Source organism: Acetivibrio sp. MSJd-27, assembly GCF_018918095.1.
In the GTDB taxonomy this organism is placed as follows: Bacteria; Bacillota; Clostridia; order UMGS1840; family HGM11507; genus HGM11507.
In genome coordinates, this window is the sequence record NZ_JAHLPV010000009.1 from 60826 (window position 1) to 80173 (window position 19348).

Genomic DNA, 19348 nt, shown 5'->3' on the forward strand with positions numbered 1-19348 from the left:
CTCCCGTTATAAGCCCATCATTTCACGGATAATTCGGTCGCTCATCTTAACCGCACCGACAAGCACAAGCATATTGAATACCAGTTCGCCGATATATGCCCATACCTGAGTAACGGCTGCTGCGTCAGGGTTCACTACCGGCGGCGTAGAAGCAAATAGGGAGAAGATGATACAAGCAAGTACAATTACTGCTCCCTCAAGCAAAACGGCACAGTAGCTCTTTATAAAGCTCTTACCCACATTCTGCGACGGTTCTCCGGCAAATGTGGAAAGCGGTATCGGAGCGAGAGCAGTGTACATATACAGCTTGAAAAATCGTCCGTACACCGTCATTATCATAATGAACGACAAGACCGTGATAAACAGTCCGCCGATAAGAGTAACCGCCCACAATGGGATACTTTCAAAAAATCCGCAGCTTTCAATGGTTGTTACCATTTCAGCAGGTAAAGTTGTTTGATTGGGCGTACCGAATCCCGCAGATGTCATAATGGTTGAAATCGTACCTTGTACGATGTCGAACAGGGCAAGCATAAGCTCCAGCCCGTAGGTAATCACACCTTTGGCAATGGCAAAGCGGATAAACAGCTTTAATGCGTGTTCCGGTTTCTTTACATCGGTAAAACTTCCGCAGGTGCGAACCACACCGACAACAAAAAACAGAACAAGCAGGGCAAGACCGATAGCCTGAACTGCTCCGTTGATATTCACCATTACCGACCAAATACTGCCGCCTTTGAACTGTTGCGGCGAAGTGGTTAGCAACTGCCATATTTCCGAAAGCTTGCTGTTCCAAGTTTCAAGGGCATTTTCGAGGTTCTGAACTACCCAGTTATCACTCATCTGTTTGCACCTCCTTTAAGATTAGGGGCATACCTGAAATGCCAGGTATGCCCCGTTTGATAACTGTGTTCTCTTAACCGGTAATAAGGGTAAGGATTTCCTTTGCAAAGGTAATGATGATACCGCCTGCAAGAGTCAGGAAACCGTTGGCTCTCTGAGACGGGTCGTGAGACTTCAAAGAGAGACCGACCTGAACGATACCGAAGCCAAGCAGGATAAGACCGATGGCACGGATAAGACCGAAGATGAAATCGGACAGATTGTTGACTACGGTAATCGGGTCGCTGGCGGCAAAAGCGGTAACGCTCATACCGCAAACAAGAGTTGCTGCTGCGATTACGGCGCAGTAAGCACGGAAGCCTTTCTGAACCTTTCCGGTCATAGGCAGCTTCTGAGTAGTTTTCTTTTCGTTGTTCTTCTTAAAAATGTTCATTGTGTTTTCCTCCGTTAAAATAAGTTTTTATTCACTTCAAAATCCTCATCGGACAGAAGTTCGTAATTGGTTTCTCCGTAGCTTTCCTCCGGAAGTTCTTCCGGGTCAATAGAAAGAACGGAAATTGATGAGTGCTTGATGGTCACTTCGCCGTGTTTATATGCAGAAGCCTTTCCATCGGTTGTAAGTGCCACATTCGGGTGCTTCAAGATGTCGTACTTGAAGTCCATAACGGGGCGTTCTCCACGAATAAACAGAATTGCATATTGGTTATCAAGCATACGAACCTCATCAGGAGTAAGAAGCTCTCGACCGCTAATCTGATAATTTGTGGAGTAGTTGCCGCTTCGACCGGTACTTTTTCCGAAAGTGTTGGTATCAATGGTTTCCTTGCCGAGAAGCTCGGACACATATTTGTGGGTGCTTTGCTCGTTGCCGCCGAGATATAAAAACTCGTCGCAGTTACCTACAATGCTTTCCCATTGCTTTTCAAACAAGGCTTTAAGCTGTGCCAAGTTCTGCAAGATAATACTTACCGATACCCCACGGGAACGCATAACCGAAAGAATTTTGTCGAAGTCATCAGGGAGTGAAACATTCGCAAACTCGTCCATCAAAAAATGAACGGGAACGGGAAGCGAGCCGCCGTGAATATGGTCGGCAGCATAAAACAACTGCTGAAAAAGCTGTGTGTAAAGGATAGATACCAAGAAGTTAAAGCTGGAATCGTTATCCGGTATCAAAGCGAACAGAGCGACCTTTTTCTCTCCGAGTGACGGGAGGTCAAGCTCGTCTGTGGTGGTTAAAGAAGCAAGACTTTCAAGGTTGAACTTTTCCAGTCTTGCCGCAAGGGTTATCTGTATGGACTTTAAGGTTTTCGCCGCACCTGAATGATAGGAACGGTAATACTTCAAAGCAATGTGGTCGGGATTCGACATCTCCAATTCCGCAAACAGTTCATCAAGAGGAGAAGGTCTTGTGTCCTCCTCGTCCTCAATCGCACCGGCTCTGAGCATTTCCATTATCATTGCAAAGTTCTGTTCATCTTCGGGTGCTTCATAATGAAGATAAAATACAAGTGCAAGCAAAAGCATTGAAGCCGAGGTATCCCAAAAGGGGTCTTGTGATTGACTTCCTTTCGGAGTGGTACTCTTAAAAAGGTTCGTCACGAGCTTTTGCACATCGTTGTCATTCTGCAAATAGACAAACGGGTTATAGCAATGGCTTTTCTCCATTGAAATCAAATCGAGAACACGGACTTCATAGCCTTTGCTTTCAAGCAGCTTTCCGGTATCTCGGAGAATTTCGCCCTTTGGGTCAAGAATGACAAATGATGTGTTGCACTGCATAAGATTCGGCTTGCAGTAAAACCTTGTCTTACCGGCTCCCGAACCGCCGCACACAAGGGTGTTTAAGTTTCTTCGGTGTTTCTTCGCATTGAGTCCGATACAGACATTTTGCGTCATCAGCTTATTTGCAGAAGCCGGAGACTGTCTGTATTTTTTGTTTACGGCTCTTGCATTGCCCCATTTTGCAGAACCGTGTTCTTCACGCCTTCGGTAATTCTTCTGTGTTGAGAAGTAAATCCCAATACCCATTGCATAGCAGAGAAGCAAAACGAGGACAGTTTTTAGGCTGTCCTCGCATAGCTCAATATGAAATGGTTCGTTGAACGCTGTTAATAGGCTCGGCAGTATTTCCGGCAATCCTCCTTTTACAGAGGGTGCAATCAGAAGTGCCAGCCATACGACCGGGATAATACCGATGACGGAAAGAATAATAGCAGACTGCCTCTCGTTATCTCGATTCACAGGAGCGTTCCTTTTCGATAACTTTGAACTTTTTCTTTGGGGCAGTTCCGACCTTGATGATAAGGTCGTCCACCGCATCGGTAGATTTGCCCTCGTTCATCAAATCTGTTTTCTCGTCGTTGAGAGAACGGATAATAATGCCGTGTTCATAATCGTCCAATGCGATATGATACATTTCTTCCTTCGCCATAGTCTCACCTTATCTTTCGTAGTCTTTGCTTCGTTCCTGCTTTTTCTTGTAAAGCTCATCGGAAACACGGGAGTGAATATCCGCCATTGCGTTTCTCGTTTTGGAAAGCTCATAGCGAATGTCCTTCGGCTCTTTGCCGGCGAGCTTTTCAGGGATACGGTTGATAGCAAAATTCTGTGTATCGACGCCGTACTTTTTGCAAAGCATATAGCCGATACATACTGCCTGAAAGCCCATATCCGCTCTGCTGTAACTGTCGCTGTTGATAGAGAGCTGTGCGTGGCCAAGCTCCTGTGCTACGCACTGAGCGACCGCTACGCTGTCTCCCACATCACGCTTTACATACAAGGTCTGTTCCTCGTTGTTATAAAACGCCGCCATATTGGGATACGGAAGCTCATTTGTTGCTTCCACTTCAACCGGGGAAGAATCCAGCATAACGGTAATGAGTGCTTTCGGGTCACGGTTGACAGTCGGTGCAGGCGGTCTTTTGCCGTTGGTCTGCGAAACATCAAAGACCTTTTTCACATTGTAGGAAATGCCGGTCGTACCGTCTTTCTTTGCATACTCGACAGGTTCAAGAATGGAAATGCTTTTCGCACCTTTCTGAATTTTCACATTATCTTTGCTCCAGTCATCAAAGTTTTTAAGCTGGCTTGCTTCGGGAAGCTGCTTGAAAATCAGAAGTGCGTTGACCGCAGAGTATCTGTCAAGACGGCTCTGCGTATCAAGGAAGGCTTTGAACTTTTCCGGGTCGGAAACAATCGCCTTTGCGGTGTCGTCCGCCATCTGATATACGGCTTCTTTTTCAGCCTTCATCTTCTCGGCATATTCCTCTTTGGAAAGTCGTTTGCTCTGCTGTCCTGCCTTAGCAGGGGTAAAATTGTTTGTCATTGTGATTACCTCTCTTTCACATTTTTGCTTTTAGGTTTCGGCTGCTGGTGTACGGTCTGTGCCGGGGCGTTCTTGACTTCCGGCTTTGATACCTCCGGCTCTTTGCGTTCTGCTTCTTTCTGCTGCTTGGACTGTGCCTTATATCGGTCAAGCTTTGCTTTTACCGACGGCTTTCTCTGTCTGTCGCTTACAGTACCCTTATCAGTTTGCATATCTACCGGCTCGGAGTCGTGCCTTGACGGAGGGTTTTTGTCCGTTTTGGCGACTGTGGGGTTTGACTGGGAATACCCCTCTTTCTGAATAGGTTTTCTGACGGCTTCCTCAGTGATGATTTCGTTTTTGGTTTTCGTCGGCTTGTCTTTCTCCAAAGCTTCACGCTTTTCGACAGCCTTCTGAGACTCGGTGACAATCGCAGCCTTATCAACTTTACCGAGTTCAAATCTCTCAACGATTCTCTGAATTTTGGAAGCGTCCTCTGCACGGGCAATAATATCAATCGGGACATTATCGCCCTTTGTGTTTTTATCCCTGAGTACGCAGTAGAGAACGCCGTAGCGTTTTGCCTGCTCGGTAAACTTCTTCAAGTCCTTGTTGGGGATAGAAAACACCTTCAGCTCCTTGCCCGACTTAATCATATTAGTAAGTCGAGCCTTGCCTTTTGTTTTCTGTTCCTGTTTGAGAACAGAGACTAAAAGAACGGCAATATTCTTTGCTGCCGCTCCGCTTAATTTTGCGGCTACTTCAAAGCCTTCAAGCGATAGCCTGACGACCTGTTCTGCCGCATCACCTCCGTTTGTCATTACGGTTCTGCTCCTTTCGTTCTTGTTTTTCTTCGTAAACTCTTACCGTTTCAAGGTTGGCTTCAATAACCTTTGACCTTTCGGCTATGTCATCACAAAGACCGACCTCTTTGCGGAGAGTCCACAGCTTGCTCGTGATTGCCGTAATCTGCTCTTTGACATTTGATAGCTCATCGTCACTCAAATTTCTTCTTAACTGTTTTCGCAGGTGCGTTCTATCGTCAGTCAAGGATTTGATTTGCGACAACACGGACTCTTTATATGAGAAAAGCTGCTCGTCGGTAGAAATGTTCTCCCGTCCAAGCAGCCTTGTCTCCTGAGTGATTTTGTCGAGCTTCAGCAAATCTTCTTTCAAAAGATAGTGAAGCCTTGCGGTATTCTGTTTTTTGTACTTCGGCAGATAACCCAGCTTATAGCAGTAATGCAGATACAGCCCATACAGTCCGCCGACCTTTTTGACTTTGTGTTCTCTTGTGGGCATTCGGTACTGCCTGACTCTTACCGTTTCCTTTGCAAAAGGAACGATAAGAACCTTTTGATTTTCCGTCAGCCTACGCTTGATTGCGTCCTCGGTATAATTCTCTCCGAGTGATTTAAGTCGTATCGGCTTCTTGTATCCTTTCGGGACAATCGTCCAATACTTTCGACTGTCGCTGAGACAATGTTCATAGCCCATCTGAGTCAGGATATAATCAAAGGTCTTTAAGTTGGTGCTGTGTGCAATCGCTTCATCAATGGCGTCACGGGTCATTGAATATCGGCTCGGCATACCGGCTTGTTCCTGCTTGTAGTAATAAGAGGATTGCTTACTGCGGTTTGGGTTCGGATTGTAATACAGTCCGTACTTTTCACAAAGGCAGTCGGCAACCAAACGAAACTTGAACCACGCTTTTTCGTCGCCCCATAACCGCTTGCCGTCCACAAAGGAAACGGAGTTTATTACATAATGACAGTGCAGGTGTTTCGTGTTCAGATGAGTAGTAACCACCACCTGAAATCTTTTGCCCCACACTTCGTTTGCAAATTCCATTCCGATTTTCTGTGCAAGCTCCGGGGATATGTCCTGTTCCTTAAAGCTCAGGTATCCGTGATAGGCTTGAATGCCGTCGTCTTTGCCGTATGCTTTTTTTACAGATATAAACTGGTCTCTTGCGGTCGCAGGGTTGCAGTTGATACCCTCTACGAAAAACTCACGCTCGGTTTTTTCTTCGTCCTTTGCATAGCTGAGAACATCACGGAGAGCCTGATACTGTTCCTCGGTGTAAATGTCTGCCGCCGTCTTTTCGGGATTGGCGGCATAGTCGATTACCTGACCGAGCCTTGATGTGACCGACCACAATTTACTTACTGCCATTTCATATCGCTCTTATCGGGTCTTAAAAAAGTACGCTCCACATCAGCCTGAAACTTGTGCCAACGCTCGGCTTCCTTTTTGAGCTGCGGTGCGTCCACAAATCCGAGGGTGTTTGCTTTCGCCGCAAGCTGATTGATGTTGTTGCCGATAGCGGAAAGCTCACGCATAACATCGTAAAATCTTTCATCGGGCTTTTCTCTCGGCTCGTATCCTCTGAGAAGCAAACGGATAAGTCCGCCTTCGGAAAGACACGCCCGCTTTGCTTTTTTCTGCAAATCCTGAGCTTCTGCCTTGTTCATCAGAATGTGCTTTTCAATGTTTCTCTTGCTCATTTTTATCGCTGTCCTTTCTGTAAATATAGTGTCTGTCCCGGTTTATCTGAAACAGGCACATTGTTGTTACTCCGAAAAAGCCGCCGATGAGTAACCCGGCGGCGACCAATACTATCTCCCGCAAAGCTTATGCTCCTTTCTTGCTTGGGGTATTAGGGGCAACCCCTAACGAGTGTACCGTTTTGGACATTCCTGTCCATAAATGGTCTGCTCGCTAAGATTATGCAGACACTCAGGGTTGCCCCATAGATTGACTCTTATCTCTCCATATCCTTTGAGACAGGCTTATACGGCTTTGCTTCAATACCGTCCATAGACTTGTTAAACCTCTCCGGGTATTTGAACTTTTCCTCGTACTTACGAGCCAGTTCTTTCGGCATACTGAGAAACTTTTCCGACTCAATCGGTGCGTATGCAATGAAGAACTTGCCGGCAATAATGTCGAGCATTTCACGGTTGCTGTCGTCTTTCACATAACATTTTTCAATCTTCCAACCGTCCTTGCCGCCGTGTTCATCAGCCATATATGCTTCCAGTCGCACACATTTATCCGAGCCGTCAAGGGAAGAAGCATAGATAGAATATCCGCCCATACCCTCAATGAAAGCCTTGTTGTTACTGCTGACAACATAGGTTCTTTGTTCCTCTGTGTAAGGCTTGTCAAAGCTGTCAGCCGTAAAAACAATATATCCGGTCGTGTGTGTTCTTTCTTTTTCTGCCTGCCGGAAATGAGCTTTCAACTGCGGATAACTCATCTCAACATTCTCAGGCTCGGAATAAACTGCCCTGTTCAGAGGCATACCGTTCATCTTTCCTTCCTCGTTGCAGATGATGGCAACCTCGTCCTCAAAGGGCATATATTCTTCAATATCTCCCTCCACAAGAGACTGCATTGCTTCCAGCGTATCCTCAATTTCAATGAGCTTCGGATACCTGCCCGGCTCAACGAGAATGACGGAAATCTTCTCCGGTGCTTCGACCTTTTCAAAGGTATCTTCGTGAATATTCAAAGCGAGGGAGCTTCCGTTTTCCCAACTCATATGAATCTGTCCGGCGTCGTCAACGAACTTAACCGTTCCTTTCAGACCGTATGGCATTTGACTTTCGCCAGCCATTTCAGTGAGTACAATCTGCGTACCCTCCGGGTACATTTCTCTGATTTCTTTTAGTTTCATCGTGCAAAACTCCTTTCGGTTTTATCTTTTATCCCTAAGCGTTTACAAAGAAAGTCGTTGACATCTTTCCCGTATTGGGGAGGGTCGTCAACGACTTCATACTTGTCTGAGAGAATCGTCTGCAACGCTTTGGTCGCTTTTCTTCCGGCAATATCATTGTCCAAATGAAGAACAATTCGCCTGATTGTTTTATCCTTTTCAAGCAGCCTGCCAAGTGTAACAGGCACTTTCGAGTCCTCGATTTTCTGCTTTGGGGAATACACTCCCGCAAGAGAAACAAGGTTAAACTGTCGCCAGTCTTTGCCCTCCAGCTTCATCAAAGTTGCATAGGAAAGCAGGTCAATGGCACACTCAAAAAGATGAACCTCTCCGGTGTTTTCGGCAGTCAGGCGGAAAGAATATTGCTTTTTACTGCCGGTGCAGTCGCCCATAATCCTTGATTGATTTGTTGCTCTGTATGCGGCGTATTTAGGTTCTTTGTTTTCGTCATAGCCGATAAAAACAGCATTGTGATACGGAAGCGACTCAATGATTAGCTCCTGTTCCAAGCAGTAATTGATGATTTCATAATCAATCCCACGCCCGAAAAGGTAATCAAATACCACATCGGTAGTGGGACTTTTTTGGGGCAGAAGCAATGGCTGTTCCTCATAGCTTTTGATATTTTCGCAAGTAGGAAAGCTGACTGAACCGTTTCCCATAATGGTCTGAACCGCACCTACAAAATCCATTCCACGGACTTTGATAAGGTAATCGAGGGCGGATTTGCCCCCGATACCTCTCGACCACCACATCCATTTTCCATTGGAAATCTTTAAGCTGTCGTGGGTTCTTGTGGTGTATGTGTTGCTTGAAAACTTAACAAGCTCGCCCGGTTCATACTCTCTGAGATAGGTTAATAAGTCCATTCGTTTGGCTTCGGTTATGACCTCCGGTGCAATATACGGCATAATTATCACCGCCGTTCTACATCAGCAAATCGGCAACCGCTTTCTGTATCGGTTCGTTGATACTGAGCTTTGCAATGATGATAAGTATCTTGTCAACAGGGCAGCCGATGTCATTCCAAACAGTCCAAGCATCTTCCGCAAGGTCGTCATTTTCATACAAAGCAATGATTTCTTCCGGCGAAAACACCGTTTCAATGCTCTGTCGAACCAACTCTCCGTAGAAAGAAAGCTTTGCATTTCTAAGGGCAAATTCTGCTTCCTTTGCGGGCGGTTTGCTTCTTTTTAATTCGAGATATGCTTTATCAAGTCTCCTGACCACAACCATCATCATTGCATCAAAAGGGTTAATGATTGCTTTTCTGCAAGGGCAGTTTTCTCTTTCCTTATCGGGTGTCATTTTATCGTTCATAGGTTTTCTCCTTTCGTGTGTTCGGCACTTCGCCCTCATCGGGTTCGCCGCCGACAATTTCGTTTTCTCGCTTATCCATATTGAGCAAGATATTCAGCTCGTCCAAGCGGGCAAGCTTTGTCTTTAGTTCTTCCTCTTGGATAAACGGTTTTTGGACTTCTTTCTTTGCGGTTTCCAACTGATTTGTGGTGTTCTCAAGGTCATTTTCCGCAAGCGACAAGCTCTCGGCAAATCTCTCAATGCCGTTATCAAGACGGATAATATTGCCGTGTGCGTCATCACCGAGAGGAACATTTCTGCTTGTCGCACCTTTCAGTCGAACCTCATAATTTCGCTCTGCGGTATTAAAAAGCAGCTCCGTTTCAAACCCTCGGTACTTGCCGAGAGGAATAGGGTCGGGGCTGTTCATCTGCTTGCAGGTTTCAATGATTGCTTTGCCGGCATCGGCTTTTTCGGAATAAAAAACACCCTTAACCTCCATACCGACAAAGCGGTCGTCCGTTGGTTTCGGGTGCTGTTTCGCAGTTTCTACATCTTGCTTCAAGCCTTCAATGCGGTTTTCCAAAGCTGTAATTCTCTGCGGATAATATTTGATTATCTTATCTTCCAAAGCGTATCTTTCAGAGAGAAAGTTGGATTTTAAGAGCTTCAGCTTTTGGACTTGAATGTCCAAATCCATCTTCTCCTTAATATACGGGTTGCCGGTGGCAAGCATTTTAATCTCTGCATAGGACAGAGCGGTTTCATCAATATCCTCGGCAGAACGCACCGGGGATTTGCTCGTCATAATCTGACTGGCGAACTTTTGCTTTCCCTCTACAAGCTGATACAGGTATGCGTCGAAGGTCTGCTCTGTAACATAGCGGTAAATATCTACATCGGGGTTTGAGTTGCCCTGTCGGATAATTCGACCGGAGCGTTGCTCCAAGTCTGACGGTCTCCACGGGCAATCGACATCGTGAAGTGCGATAAGTCTGTCCTGAACATTCGTGCCGGCTCCCATCTTCTGCGTAGAGCCGAGAAGCACTCTGACCTCGCCCTTACGGGTCTTTTGGAACAACTCTTTCTTCTTCACATCGGTATCTGCTTCGTGGATAAAGCGGACTTCGCTTTCGGGGACACCACGCTCTATGAGCTTCTTTCTGATGTCGTTATATACCGAGAATGTGCCGTCGTTCTTTGGCGTTGAGAGGTCGCAGAACACAAGCTGTGCCGATTTTTTGTCGGCTGTTTCCTCCCAAATGCGGTAAATGTTATCGACGCAGGCGTTGATTTTACTGCCTTCAAAATCAGGCAGCATATCGTTTAGCATACGCTGGTCGAGAGCCAACTTTCTGCCGTCGTTTGTGATTTTGAGCATATTATCCACACTCGAATCCACACCGCCGCCACGGACTTTCTCGGCTCGTTCTGCAAGGGAAGCAACCATTTCTTTCTGCATTTCCGACGGCTTGACTGCAACATTGTGGAAGTGTGCTTCCGGCACAGGCAGCTCCAGCATATCCGCCGTCTTGATGTCGGCAACCTCCTTAAACATAGCCATAAGCTCCGGAAGGTTGTAGAATTTTGCAAAGCGGGTTTTCGCTCTGTAACCCGTTCCCTCCGGGGTAAGCTCAACGGCTGTTACAGTCTCTCCAAAGGTACTTGCCCACGAGTCGAAGTGCTGCAAGTTGTTTTTTACAAGCGTGTTGTACTGCAAGTATCGCTGAATGGTATAGAGTTCCACCATACTGTTTGAGATAGGAGTGCCGGTTGCAAATACCGTTCCTCGACCGCCTGTAAGCTCATCAAGGTATCGGCACTTCATAAACAGGTCGGAGGATTTCTGTGCTTCCGTTTGAGCGATACCGCCCACATTACGCATTTTGGTGTAAAGATAGAGGTTCTTGTAATAATGACTCTCGTCAATAAAAAGCCTGTCCACACCGAGTTCTTCAAAGGTAACAACATCGTCCTTTCGGCTTTGGTCGTTGAGCTTTTCCAGCTTTTGTTTCACGGACTTTTTAGACTTTTCAAGCTGTTTAATGGAGAAGTTTTCTCCACGGTTTCGCTTCAAATCCATAATACCGTCTGTCAGTTCTTCAAGCTGCTGCTCAAGAATTGCCCTCTGTCTTTCAATGGACATCGGGATTTTCTCAAACTGAGAATGACCGATGATTACGGCGTCATAATCTCCCGTGGCAATTCGACCGCAGAACTTTTTGCGGTTCTTTGTCTCAAAATCTCGCTTTGTCGCTACGAGAATATTCGCCGCCGGATAGAGTTGTAAGAACTCCGCCGCCCATTGCTCGGTTAAGTGATTTGGCACTACGAACAGCGACTTATTGCAAAGTCCCAGTCGTTTGGACTCCATAGCGGCGGCTACCATTTCAAAGGTCTTGCCCGCACCGACTGCGTGTGCTAACAGCGTATTACCGCCGTACAGAATGTGTGCAACCGCATTTTTCTGATGTTCACGGAGTTCGATTTCCGGGTTCATACCGTTGAAAACAATGTGGCTTCCGTCGTACTCACGGGGTCTTATACTGTTGAACTTTTCGTTATACATCTTCGTGAGTTTTTCTCGGCGGGCAGGGTCAGCCCATATCCAGTCCTGAAAGCCCTGCTTTATGAGTTCCTGCTTTGCCTGTGCGATTGCCGTCTCTTTTTTATTGAGAACGGCTTTCTTTCTGCCTTCCTCATCTTCGATATAGTCAAAGATTCGGACATCTTTCAGGTTCAGTGTTTCCTCAATTATCTTATATGCGTTGATGCGGGAAGTACCGTATGTGCTGTACGCTTTTACATTGGAACGGTCGTAGCTCTTTCCCTCAATGTTCCATTCGCCGGTAAACTGAGAGTAGTGAACCTTGATATTCCATTGTGCATAGCGTGGGGTGTCGAGAAACTCAAACATAAACTGTTGGAATATTTCGGGCGGTATCCAAGTCGCACCGAGCCTTACGGAAATCTCGCTTGCCGTCAAATCCTTTGGCTGCACCTTTTCAAGTGCCTGCACATTGACGGTGTAATCTTCGGGATACAGTGCCGCAGACCTTTTGGCTGTCGCCAGCTTCTCACGAACATTGCCCGACAGATATTCGTCTGCCATCAGATACTTCGGCTCATAGGAATTACCGTACTCATAAAGGGGATTTAAGAAGATTACACCCTTTAAGTCAGCGAATAATTCCTCCTCACTTTTGCCGGACAACTCCATCATATATTCCATATCAATGGCTGCTTTTTCGCCCATAGAGACAGCGAGAGCCTCGTCTGCGGTGTCAACCTCCGTTACCGGCTTGTGCGGTTTAATCGTCCTTTTGAAGAACATATCCGCCTTGCGTTCCAGTTCGCCATCTTCATTGATAACCTCAAGAGCGGAGAGCAGAGCATAGGAGCTGTCGTCGGAAAAGGCAGAAGTATTGGCACGGCTGTTAATCAGTCCGTACTTCTTTGTAAAGCTGTCATACAGTGTGTTCAGCTTATCCTGTGCCTGTTTGATTTCGCTGTCCGGGTAATCCTCGGTTTGCAGTTCAATCAAGTTACGGACGCAATCTCTTATCCCAATCATACCCTTAATGCGGTTCTCAGCGGTTGCAGATACCTCCACCGGGGACATACGGGAGTTCTCACGGAAATAGATTTTATCGTCTAAAACAGTGTAAGAGAAGTTCCTTACCATAGGGTCTGCCGGGATAGAATTATCTTCTTCCTCCAGTTCGTCGGCAACCTCGTATTCGGAGATTTCTCCGTGAATGTTTGAGACTGCTTCGTTCAAAAGCTCCGAAAGGTCGGCATTTTCAAACGGTTCACAGGTTGCTTCCGGTCCGAAGCGACCGCTTACCATTTTCATTTCGCCGAGTATCATTTCCGGGTGCTGAACAAAATATGAGTTCATCCTTATACCGTTTTCGTCGGTGTCAAGATGAACCCAATCCGGCTCAATATCTATGAGTCTGTCTCGCTTTTGCAGAAACAGAATATCGGATACGACCTCTGTCCCGGCATTACCTTTGAAGGTGTCGTTCGGAAGTCTGATTGCTCCGAGAAGCTCCGCCCTCTGTGCGATATATTTACGCACATTGGAGTTTTCCTTGTCCATAGTTCCTTTGCTTGTCACAAGAGCCATCACACCGCCGGGGCGTAACTTATCAAGCGATTTTGCAAAGAAATAATCGTGGATTAAGAAATTGTACTTGTCGTATCGTTTATCGGAGACTTTGAAATCTCCGAAAGGCACATTGCCGATAATGCCGTCAAAGAAGCTGTCGGGGACATTTACTTCCTCAAAGCCCTGTGCCGCAATGGAAGATTTCTGATAAAGCTGCTGAGCGATACCGGCTGAAATGGTATCAAGCTCAACACCGTAAACCTTTGCGTTTTCCATTGACTTGGGCAGCATACCGATGAAATTACCGATACCGCAGGACGGCTCAAGCAGGTTGCCCTCCTGAAATCCCATCTGTTCCAACACCTTGTAAATGGCGGTAGATACTTCGGGCGGAGTGTAAAATGCAGTCAGTGTGCTTTCTCTTGCCGACGCATATTCCTCCGGCGTCAGGATGTTTTTCAGCATTGCATACTCTGTATGCCAAGCTCCTGCTCGTTCGTCGAAGGCTTCGGGAATACCGCCCCAACCGACATATCTCGACAAGATTTTCTGCTCGTCAGGTGTTGCAAAACGGTTTTCGTTTTGACAATCTCTCAGGACTTTTATTGCTGCATAGTTTCGGTGGAAGCGTTCTTTCTTGTTCACTTCTTCAACCTGATTATTGGCAAGGTCAAAGTTGTGTCGTTCGGACATAGGAATATCCGGGTGGAGGTCAAAGCTCTTTACTTTTGACTTTTTCTTTTGCTCCCAAGCGGGGACAATCGGTTCAGGCTCTTTGTCGTAACCGTTGCCGATACGAACACCCTCGTTATACATTTCCTCATCGCTGTCAAAACCGTTTTGAGTAGCAACGATTTCTCTGTAATCCTCAATCGGTACATTCCCGATATTTGTTGCCACCATATCAGCTCTTTCAGTGTTTTCAATAAGAGCTTCCATTGTGGCAGAGGTACAGTCGGTCAAATCCGGTGTCCTGTGAAATTCTCGGTCTGCGTCCACAAACCATTCCGTACCTACATCGGCAAGCTCCTGATTTGCAATGCTACCGAGATAATCAAAGAAATCCTCTGCCGAGTCATACTCCCGTGCGACTTGCTGTATCTCGTCAAAAGAAAGAGTATTTGTAACATACTGACCTCCGGCATTGCTGTCGGGGTTATAGTACATCCAAGTTACACTTTCATTGTCCCGGTCAATAAAGAAGGCGTCGTCATAACCGGTTTTCGGACTGAAATCCGGTACGGTTTCAGTATCGTTTTGAGCTTTATTTTCGCCTGTAACGGTTTTTTCTTCCGCCGGTAATACACTGACCTTCAAGTGGTCGTTCATCGGATTTTCACGCACTTTGCGGTCAAATTCTTCCCTTGAAAGTTCCTTGTTGAATAAGGGCATATCGAAGTCATAGAGCATTACACGGTTTTCATCAAAGGACAAAATCTCATACTGAGAAGCCCCAATATACACGCTGTCGCCGAGATGATATTCATACTGCGCTTCCGGCTCGTCCTCTTTGTTTTCAGGTTCAGGCGGTGCGGTAGAAAGTATCTCACGGTTTTTTCTCTGCTCTGCAAGCTCGGCTCGCCGTTCTTCCTGCTTTTCAAGCCATTCAGGGTACTTTTCTTTTTCCTTTGGGTTTAGGTATCTGTCCATACGGATAAGGTCTCCGATACGCTTTTCCACCTGAGACCAAGAAAGAGTAATGTGCGGCTTGTCGCTTCCGATACCTTTTGAAATTGTGATACCTTTTCCGTCGTGCTGTTCGTCAATGCCTGCACCGATGATGACCGGATAAGAGCCGCCCCAACCGTATTCGTTTTTCAAGAAGTCGGCGTTCTCTTTTGCGGAAATGCTCTTTTCAAACTGCTCATAGATACGCATTTTACCCTCGGAAACTCCGCTTCCACGGGTCAATACAGCGTCTATGATTTCCTGAGAAAAAGTAAAGGCAGAGGTTTTTTGTTCCTCTGCCTGATTTCCCATAATGAGAGTCAACTGACCGTCCATAGACGGAATCGGTTTCATTGTATCGGTCAATTCTCCCAAAAGTCTCATTGCTTCAAAATGCTGTGCGATAACGCCCCAGTCGTAGAAACTCTGAGCGGTTCTGTTTTCGTATTCACCCTCCCACAAGTGGAGGACATTCTGAAATGTTTTGTATCCCACAAGCCTGCCGTCGTTTAAGGTAAGCCGGGTGTAGTCGTTATTGAAGATACCCTTGATATATTCGGTACGGGTCGCATTGTCCGTATTTCTCTCATAGAAGTCTTTGATTTCTTCCTTTGAAGCGGACAAATGCGGGGTAGTACCGAGTATCTCTCGGATAGTATCATCGCCACCGAAAAACGGCAGGCTCTTGTCCTCGTGGTTTCTGTCGTAATACTCTAAGCGAATATTACCTGATTCTTCACGATTTCCTGTGCCGAGTTCCTGATGTTGTTCATCAGGCGAACCCACTTCATCATATCTTCCGCTTTCATCTGCTCCGTCAGCCCGGCTTTCTGTGCCATCTGCTTCACGAGAGTTTCCTCCAGTTCGCTGGCTCTCTGCTGAACCTCCGCCAAGTGACTGTTCAGAATCCCTTTCGTCAGAAGATTGTAGTACAGGATTTTGTGATGTTCCTTCAGATAAGTTCTCCTCATCTGCGACCATCTGCCGAGAGTCACTTCCGTCTGCTCCGGCAGTTTCAGGTTCGGAAGATTGTAATCTCCCACCATCGTGTATGTGATTTCGCTCATCGCTTTGACTCCTTTCGTCTTTGATGTCTTTATTGTATTCGGATTGCTCCTGTTCATCAATTATGCGATTTTCCTTGCTGAGCGTGCTGATTGTTCTGCTGACAGGGAGCAACGCCATTTCTGCAATGTCGCTTGTAGCAATACCCACCGCATTGAGAACTTCCTGTGAATTAAAACTTGAAATACCGGCAAAGTCATCGGGAGAATAGACCTTGTCTGCGTTCAGTCCCAATCGTGCCATAACCATATATGATACGCTGTTTCTGACAAGCTCCAAATACAAGGCATTTGCTTCGTCGGCAGACAAATACTCAATATCGCTTCCTGCACCCAAACTCATAAAGTCGGAGATATAGTCTGCGATGTTATCCTCAACGGCATTGGCAATGCTCTCTTTGACGACATTTTCAATACTCGTTGTATCGTTTACCGCACCGAAAGTATTTTCAAGTGTTTCAATAACTTCTGCTTCATATTCGGGTCTCATCTCCCAAATCGGAACAGGGCGGGAATGTCGACTTTCGTGGGTGTCCGATATATCAAAGTAATGAATCAGCCTTTGACGGCTTCTGTCTGTGTCCTCAAATACGGCAATACCCTTTGCTCCTCGGTTTACCCAGCGACCGAAAGTACCGTTCCATCGTTCGATTTCAAGCACGGCTGTTGCGTCGGGTCTTTGGGCATAAATGAGAAGCTGTTCATCAAATCGGAGCCTGAAATTTCTGCCTGCTGTTTTCAGAAACGATTGCCAGTTTACCGGATTGTCTGTAACTGCAAAACAGGTTCTTTCATACAGCTCTGAAATCAGGTCAAATTTTCTTGCCACCTCGTCTGCACCTCCTTATCGTGTTTTTTCTTTGTCCTTTGCGGATTTCGTGTTTTCTTTTGCGGCTGGTTCTACGGTATGACCGTTTCTCTCGCAAAGCTCGGCAAATTCGCAGATATGGTAGAGATTTGTGCCGACCTCCAAATGGTAGTCGTCGATATATCTGCAAGTTCTCTCCATTGTTTTGCCGTCGCCGAGCTTGATTGAGATTTTTTCTCCGTCCGCAATGCGAAACTGCTCCTGATAGTGCGGGTTGATAAATCGGATACCTCGCTCAGCGTTTTTCAAGTGGGCATTTAGCCACTCTTTCTGATAGCAATAGCAGTACAGATTGTACTCGCCCCTGTTGGGGTTAAATCTCATAAGATAGCTGTACTTTCCCGTATCAAGACGGATGCCGTAGTGGTTGCAGTCATCATTAAAGGAGCTGTCGGGAGTGGAATAACAGTAAGAGGACATAGCCTTTCTGCCGGACAAAACATCGCCGTCACGCAATCCGTTTATGACTTCATCAAATTCAGCCTTAAATTCATCGGTTTTCAAGTCTTTTCTGAAATCGTTCCAAGTCGTCCAAAACTCGTTCCCGTTAGAACCGAAGTCGGCTCTCAAATATCCGATAAGACCGGTCTGCATAGAGAGCTGCTGACTTTGGCTGAAGGTGTATTTACGCTCTGCTTCGGTCAATACTCTGTAATCCATTTTCATCACCTCGCTTGTTCGTTTGTTTGTCTTTGCTTTGGAATAGGAAAACCATAAACTCCGGCAATGTCATCGCCGAGCCTTTTGGTAACTCGTGTGATGTCGGCTCTTGTGGCTTTTCCGTTATAGATTTTATCTTGCAGATTTTCAATCTGCGTATCGGTAACACCGTCTTTGAATACACGGTAAAGATAATGGTTTGTACCGTCGTGATGAACGGCGTCGGCACGAAGGTCGCCGTACTTATCCACATACCATTCGTTGTAATCGGTATCGGAATAAAGGCAGTCCTTAATGTTGCCGGAATCAATCATCTTGTAGCCCGACACTCTGCCGTTCCATCTGCCGAGGTCGCCGATAACAATAATCGGCTGTGAAAGCTGAATATTGAGATTTACTCGTTCATCATAAAGATTTTCGGCATTGGATTTTACCATAATGTCGTAAAGCTCATCATCGGAATATCCGGGATACAGTTCCTCCAAAGACTCTCGCCAATCATCAAGGTCAAGGCTAATGTCGCTCCAAATGATATGGCGGTCATTCTGTTCCTGCCTGCTCATCAGTGCCACCTCCCAAATAAGAGAACAGCTTATTGGCTTTGGTCTGCTTCTGAAACTCGATAATCAGACTCATATCCGGAATAGTGATACCCGGAATTTTCAAAATGCTCTCCATGTCGAGCTGCTGCAATTTCTTTTCGGTATTGCAGCCTGCGTCAAACAGTTTCGTCAGAAGCTTTGTCTTTTGCTGAAAAGTGAAATTTTCCTTCATTGCTTTGTCCTCCTTATCGTTCTTTGTCTTTATTTCGCTTCTTGTTTGAAAGCTCTTGTGCCTTTTCCTTTGCCCATTCAGGCAGACGCTCAGGCTTTATTTCGCCCATAACATCCATTCTTTCATATCGGGTTGATTTGCCGGTGTGAAGATTGGTACAAAACACGGCACTTCCACGGCTGTTTGCCGACGCACCGAAACCACCTGTAACATAGTAGAGCTGTCTGTCGGCTCTCTGAAATTCAGGCTTTAATACCTTGGGGTCAATGGCTATGATTTTGCCGTTGATGTCTTTGGAATAGTGGTCGGGGATACAGTCGGCTTCTGTTATGAGTGTGATTGGAATATCCAGTTTTTCGACCTGTTCCTTGAAAAGCTCCGCTTCATTTGCCACACGGCTTCCGAAAAGGTGTACGATTTCGATATAGTCATCGCTTACCATACATTCCGAACACAGTTCAAACAGGTCGTTTCGCTCTGCAAAGCCGCACATAAATTTATCGCCGTTTGTACTTTGCTCATTGGAAGCCAAGATAACTTCCTTTTCGCCCACATTGACCGAGCAAAGAACAGTGTATTCACCGATTTTTCTTTTTCCCTCGTTCATATCCACACCTCAGCTTACTTCAATCACAATTCTGATGTTTCCGCAGTCGCAGCCACTGCACTGCCTTGACAGTTCGGGAAATAGGGATTGCACTCTCTGTCTTGCTCTGCGGATAGTCTCAAAGCACGGCAAGCCGTAGCCTTTATAGTTGTTGACTATATCCTCAAGCGGTAAATCTCCGACTCTCATATAGCTGTATCGGTTGTAATAGCAAAGGATAAGCTGCATATCGTCATACCTCGTTTCGGGGCATTCTCTGAGTATTGCAAGCACCTTGCTGTCAACCGTCTTTTGCTTATTCATAATGCACCTCCGTAAAAGAACGGTGGGCGAAGTTTTCACTCCGCCCACACAAGCGTTCCTTATTTCTTTCTGTTCTTAATCTGCAAGAAGATAAAGCCGCCGATAATAAAGGCGACTAAT

The 19348-nt window shown here is 46.1% G+C and carries 20 protein-coding genes; 1 reads left to right on the top strand and 19 read right to left on the bottom strand.

Annotated elements, in window-relative coordinates; genetic code table 11:
• Positions 1 to 6: 6 nt before the first annotated feature.
• The 14 genes from KQI32_RS05140 to KQI32_RS13370 form a co-directional block, all read right to left on the bottom strand.
• Positions 7 to 843: a hypothetical protein gene (locus KQI32_RS05140; protein ID WP_003525214.1), complete on the bottom strand. Its 837-nt coding sequence runs from the start codon at positions 841 to 843 to the stop codon at positions 7 to 9.
• Between the two features lie 73 nt (positions 844 to 916).
• Positions 917 to 1276, bottom strand: coding sequence for a glutamyl-tRNA amidotransferase subunit A (locus tag KQI32_RS05145; RefSeq protein WP_014635894.1), 360 nt, complete (start codon positions 1274 to 1276; stop codon positions 917 to 919).
• A 14-nt stretch (positions 1277 to 1290) separates the two neighbouring features.
• Positions 1291 to 3087 (bottom strand): VirD4-like conjugal transfer protein, CD1115 family, encoded by a 1797-nt coding sequence (locus tag KQI32_RS05150; protein WP_024721685.1) that lies wholly within the window; start codon positions 3085 to 3087, stop codon positions 1291 to 1293.
• Complete coding sequence (locus KQI32_RS05155; RefSeq protein WP_002606285.1) at positions 3074 to 3277, bottom strand: hypothetical protein; 204 nt, start codon at positions 3275 to 3277, stop codon at positions 3074 to 3076. Before KQI32_RS05155 ends, KQI32_RS05150 begins: the two co-directional genes overlap by 14 nt.
• A gap of 9 nt (positions 3278 to 3286) precedes the next feature.
• Positions 3287 to 4171: a hypothetical protein gene (locus KQI32_RS05160; protein WP_015573064.1), complete on the bottom strand. Its 885-nt coding sequence runs from the start codon at positions 4169 to 4171 to the stop codon at positions 3287 to 3289.
• A 5-nt stretch (positions 4172 to 4176) separates the two neighbouring features.
• Positions 4177 to 4971 (bottom strand): PcfB family protein, encoded by a 795-nt coding sequence (locus KQI32_RS05165; protein ID WP_003525219.1) that lies wholly within the window; start codon positions 4969 to 4971, stop codon positions 4177 to 4179.
• A complete protein-coding gene (locus KQI32_RS05170; RefSeq protein ID WP_024721688.1) occupies positions 4955 to 6325 on the bottom strand; it encodes a relaxase/mobilization nuclease domain-containing protein in 1371 nt (456 codons plus the stop codon). The genes KQI32_RS05165 and KQI32_RS05170 overlap by 17 nt, the downstream gene beginning before the upstream one ends.
• Entirely contained in the window at positions 6316 to 6657 is a 342-nt protein-coding gene (gene mobC, locus KQI32_RS05175) for a plasmid mobilization relaxosome protein MobC (protein ID WP_024721689.1), read from the bottom strand. The genes KQI32_RS05170 and mobC overlap by 10 nt, the downstream gene beginning before the upstream one ends.
• A complete protein-coding gene (locus tag KQI32_RS05180; protein WP_081721142.1) occupies positions 6638 to 6781 on the bottom strand; it encodes a DUF3789 domain-containing protein in 144 nt (47 codons plus the stop codon). Before KQI32_RS05180 ends, mobC begins: the two co-directional genes overlap by 20 nt.
• A gap of 133 nt (positions 6782 to 6914) precedes the next feature.
• Entirely contained in the window at positions 6915 to 7832 is a 918-nt protein-coding gene (locus KQI32_RS05185) for a DUF3846 domain-containing protein (protein ID WP_015573067.1), read from the bottom strand.
• On the bottom strand, positions 7829 to 8782 hold the full coding sequence (locus tag KQI32_RS05190) for a DUF3991 and TOPRIM domain-containing protein (protein ID WP_135660700.1): 954 nt from the start codon (positions 8780 to 8782) through the stop codon (positions 7829 to 7831). Before KQI32_RS05190 ends, KQI32_RS05185 begins: the two co-directional genes overlap by 4 nt.
• A 16-nt stretch (positions 8783 to 8798) precedes the next feature.
• Positions 8799 to 9191: a hypothetical protein gene (locus tag KQI32_RS05195; RefSeq protein WP_109732436.1), complete on the bottom strand. Its 393-nt coding sequence runs from the start codon at positions 9189 to 9191 to the stop codon at positions 8799 to 8801.
• Positions 9181 to 15336: an N-6 DNA methylase gene (locus KQI32_RS13365; RefSeq protein WP_308167038.1), complete on the bottom strand. Its 6156-nt coding sequence runs from the start codon at positions 15334 to 15336 to the stop codon at positions 9181 to 9183. Before KQI32_RS13365 ends, KQI32_RS05195 begins: the two co-directional genes overlap by 11 nt.
• A gap of 329 nt (positions 15337 to 15665) precedes the next feature.
• Positions 15666 to 16076 (bottom strand): TnpV protein, encoded by a 411-nt coding sequence (locus KQI32_RS13370; protein WP_308167039.1) that lies wholly within the window; start codon positions 16074 to 16076, stop codon positions 15666 to 15668.
• Positions 16077 to 16530: 454 nt separating this feature from the next.
• On the opposite strand from KQI32_RS13370, the gene KQI32_RS13375 reads away from it, so the two are divergent.
• Positions 16531 to 16821 carry a hypothetical protein gene (locus KQI32_RS13375; RefSeq protein WP_253291075.1) on the top strand — a complete coding sequence of 97 codons (291 nt, stop codon included), beginning with the start codon at positions 16531 to 16533 and terminating at the stop codon, positions 16819 to 16821.
• A gap of 39 nt (positions 16822 to 16860) precedes the next feature.
• On the opposite strand, the gene KQI32_RS05205 is transcribed toward KQI32_RS13375, so the two are convergent.
• Genes KQI32_RS05205 through KQI32_RS05225 form a run of 5 tightly spaced genes read right to left on the bottom strand, consistent with a single transcriptional unit; the run spans position 16861 to position 19228 of the window.
• Positions 16861 to 17544: a hypothetical protein gene (locus KQI32_RS05205; protein WP_015573070.1), complete on the bottom strand. Its 684-nt coding sequence runs from the start codon at positions 17542 to 17544 to the stop codon at positions 16861 to 16863.
• Positions 17545 to 17549: 5 nt separating this feature from the next.
• Positions 17550 to 18107: a hypothetical protein gene (locus tag KQI32_RS05210; RefSeq protein WP_024721694.1), complete on the bottom strand. Its 558-nt coding sequence runs from the start codon at positions 18105 to 18107 to the stop codon at positions 17550 to 17552.
• Positions 18085 to 18318, bottom strand: a complete 234-nt coding sequence (locus KQI32_RS05215; RefSeq protein WP_015573071.1) for a hypothetical protein — start codon at positions 18316 to 18318, stop codon at positions 18085 to 18087. The genes KQI32_RS05210 and KQI32_RS05215 overlap by 23 nt, the downstream gene beginning before the upstream one ends.
• A gap of 13 nt (positions 18319 to 18331) precedes the next feature.
• Complete coding sequence (locus KQI32_RS05220) at positions 18332 to 18925, bottom strand: hypothetical protein (protein ID WP_015573072.1); 594 nt, start codon at positions 18923 to 18925, stop codon at positions 18332 to 18334.
• A 9-nt stretch (positions 18926 to 18934) separates the two neighbouring features.
• Positions 18935 to 19228, bottom strand: coding sequence for a hypothetical protein (locus KQI32_RS05225; protein ID WP_003525240.1), 294 nt, complete (start codon positions 19226 to 19228; stop codon positions 18935 to 18937).
• Between the last annotated feature and the right edge of the window lie 120 nt (positions 19229 to 19348).

Bases quoted from the DNA above. Each gene is read 5' to 3' on its own strand.
- KQI32_RS05140 (WP_003525214.1), bottom strand. From the start codon at position 843: ATGAGTGATAACTGGGTAGTTCAGAACCTCGAAAATGCCCTTGAAACT.
- KQI32_RS05145 (WP_014635894.1), bottom strand. From the start codon at position 1,276: ATGAACATTTTTAAGAAGAACAACGAAAAGAAAACTACTCAGAAGCTG.
- KQI32_RS05155 (WP_002606285.1), bottom strand. From the start codon at position 3,277: ATGGCGAAGGAAGAAATGTATCATATCGCATTGGACGATTATGAACAC.
- KQI32_RS05160 (WP_015573064.1), bottom strand. From the start codon at position 4,171: ATGACAAACAATTTTACCCCTGCTAAGGCAGGACAGCAGAGCAAACGA.
- KQI32_RS05165 (WP_003525219.1), bottom strand. From the start codon at position 4,971: ATGACAAACGGAGGTGATGCGGCAGAACAGGTCGTCAGGCTATCGCTT.
- KQI32_RS05170 (WP_024721688.1), bottom strand. From the start codon at position 6,325: ATGGCAGTAAGTAAATTGTGGTCGGTCACATCAAGGCTCGGTCAGGTA.
- mobC (WP_024721689.1), bottom strand. From the start codon at position 6,657: ATGAGCAAGAGAAACATTGAAAAGCACATTCTGATGAACAAGGCAGAA.
- KQI32_RS05185 (WP_015573067.1), bottom strand. From the start codon at position 7,832: ATGAAACTAAAAGAAATCAGAGAAATGTACCCGGAGGGTACGCAGATT.
- KQI32_RS05190 (WP_135660700.1), bottom strand. From the start codon at position 8,782: ATGCCGTATATTGCACCGGAGGTCATAACCGAAGCCAAACGAATGGAC.
- KQI32_RS05195 (WP_109732436.1), bottom strand. From the start codon at position 9,191: ATGAACGATAAAATGACACCCGATAAGGAAAGAGAAAACTGCCCTTGC.
- KQI32_RS13365 (WP_308167038.1), bottom strand. From the start codon at position 15,336: ATGAGACTTTTGGGAGAATTGACCGATACAATGAAACCGATTCCGTCT.
- KQI32_RS13370 (WP_308167039.1), bottom strand. From the start codon at position 16,076: ATGAACAGGAGCAATCCGAATACAATAAAGACATCAAAGACGAAAGGA.
- KQI32_RS13375 (WP_253291075.1), top strand. From the start codon at position 16,531: ATGTCGACTTTCGTGGGTGTCCGATATATCAAAGTAATGAATCAGCCT.
- KQI32_RS05205 (WP_015573070.1), bottom strand. From the start codon at position 17,544: ATGGATTACAGAGTATTGACCGAAGCAGAGCGTAAATACACCTTCAGC.
- KQI32_RS05210 (WP_024721694.1), bottom strand. From the start codon at position 18,107: ATGAGCAGGCAGGAACAGAATGACCGCCATATCATTTGGAGCGACATT.
- KQI32_RS05215 (WP_015573071.1), bottom strand. From the start codon at position 18,318: ATGAAGGAAAATTTCACTTTTCAGCAAAAGACAAAGCTTCTGACGAAA.
- KQI32_RS05220 (WP_015573072.1), bottom strand. From the start codon at position 18,925: ATGAACGAGGGAAAAAGAAAAATCGGTGAATACACTGTTCTTTGCTCG.
- KQI32_RS05225 (WP_003525240.1), bottom strand. From the start codon at position 19,228: ATGAATAAGCAAAAGACGGTTGACAGCAAGGTGCTTGCAATACTCAGA.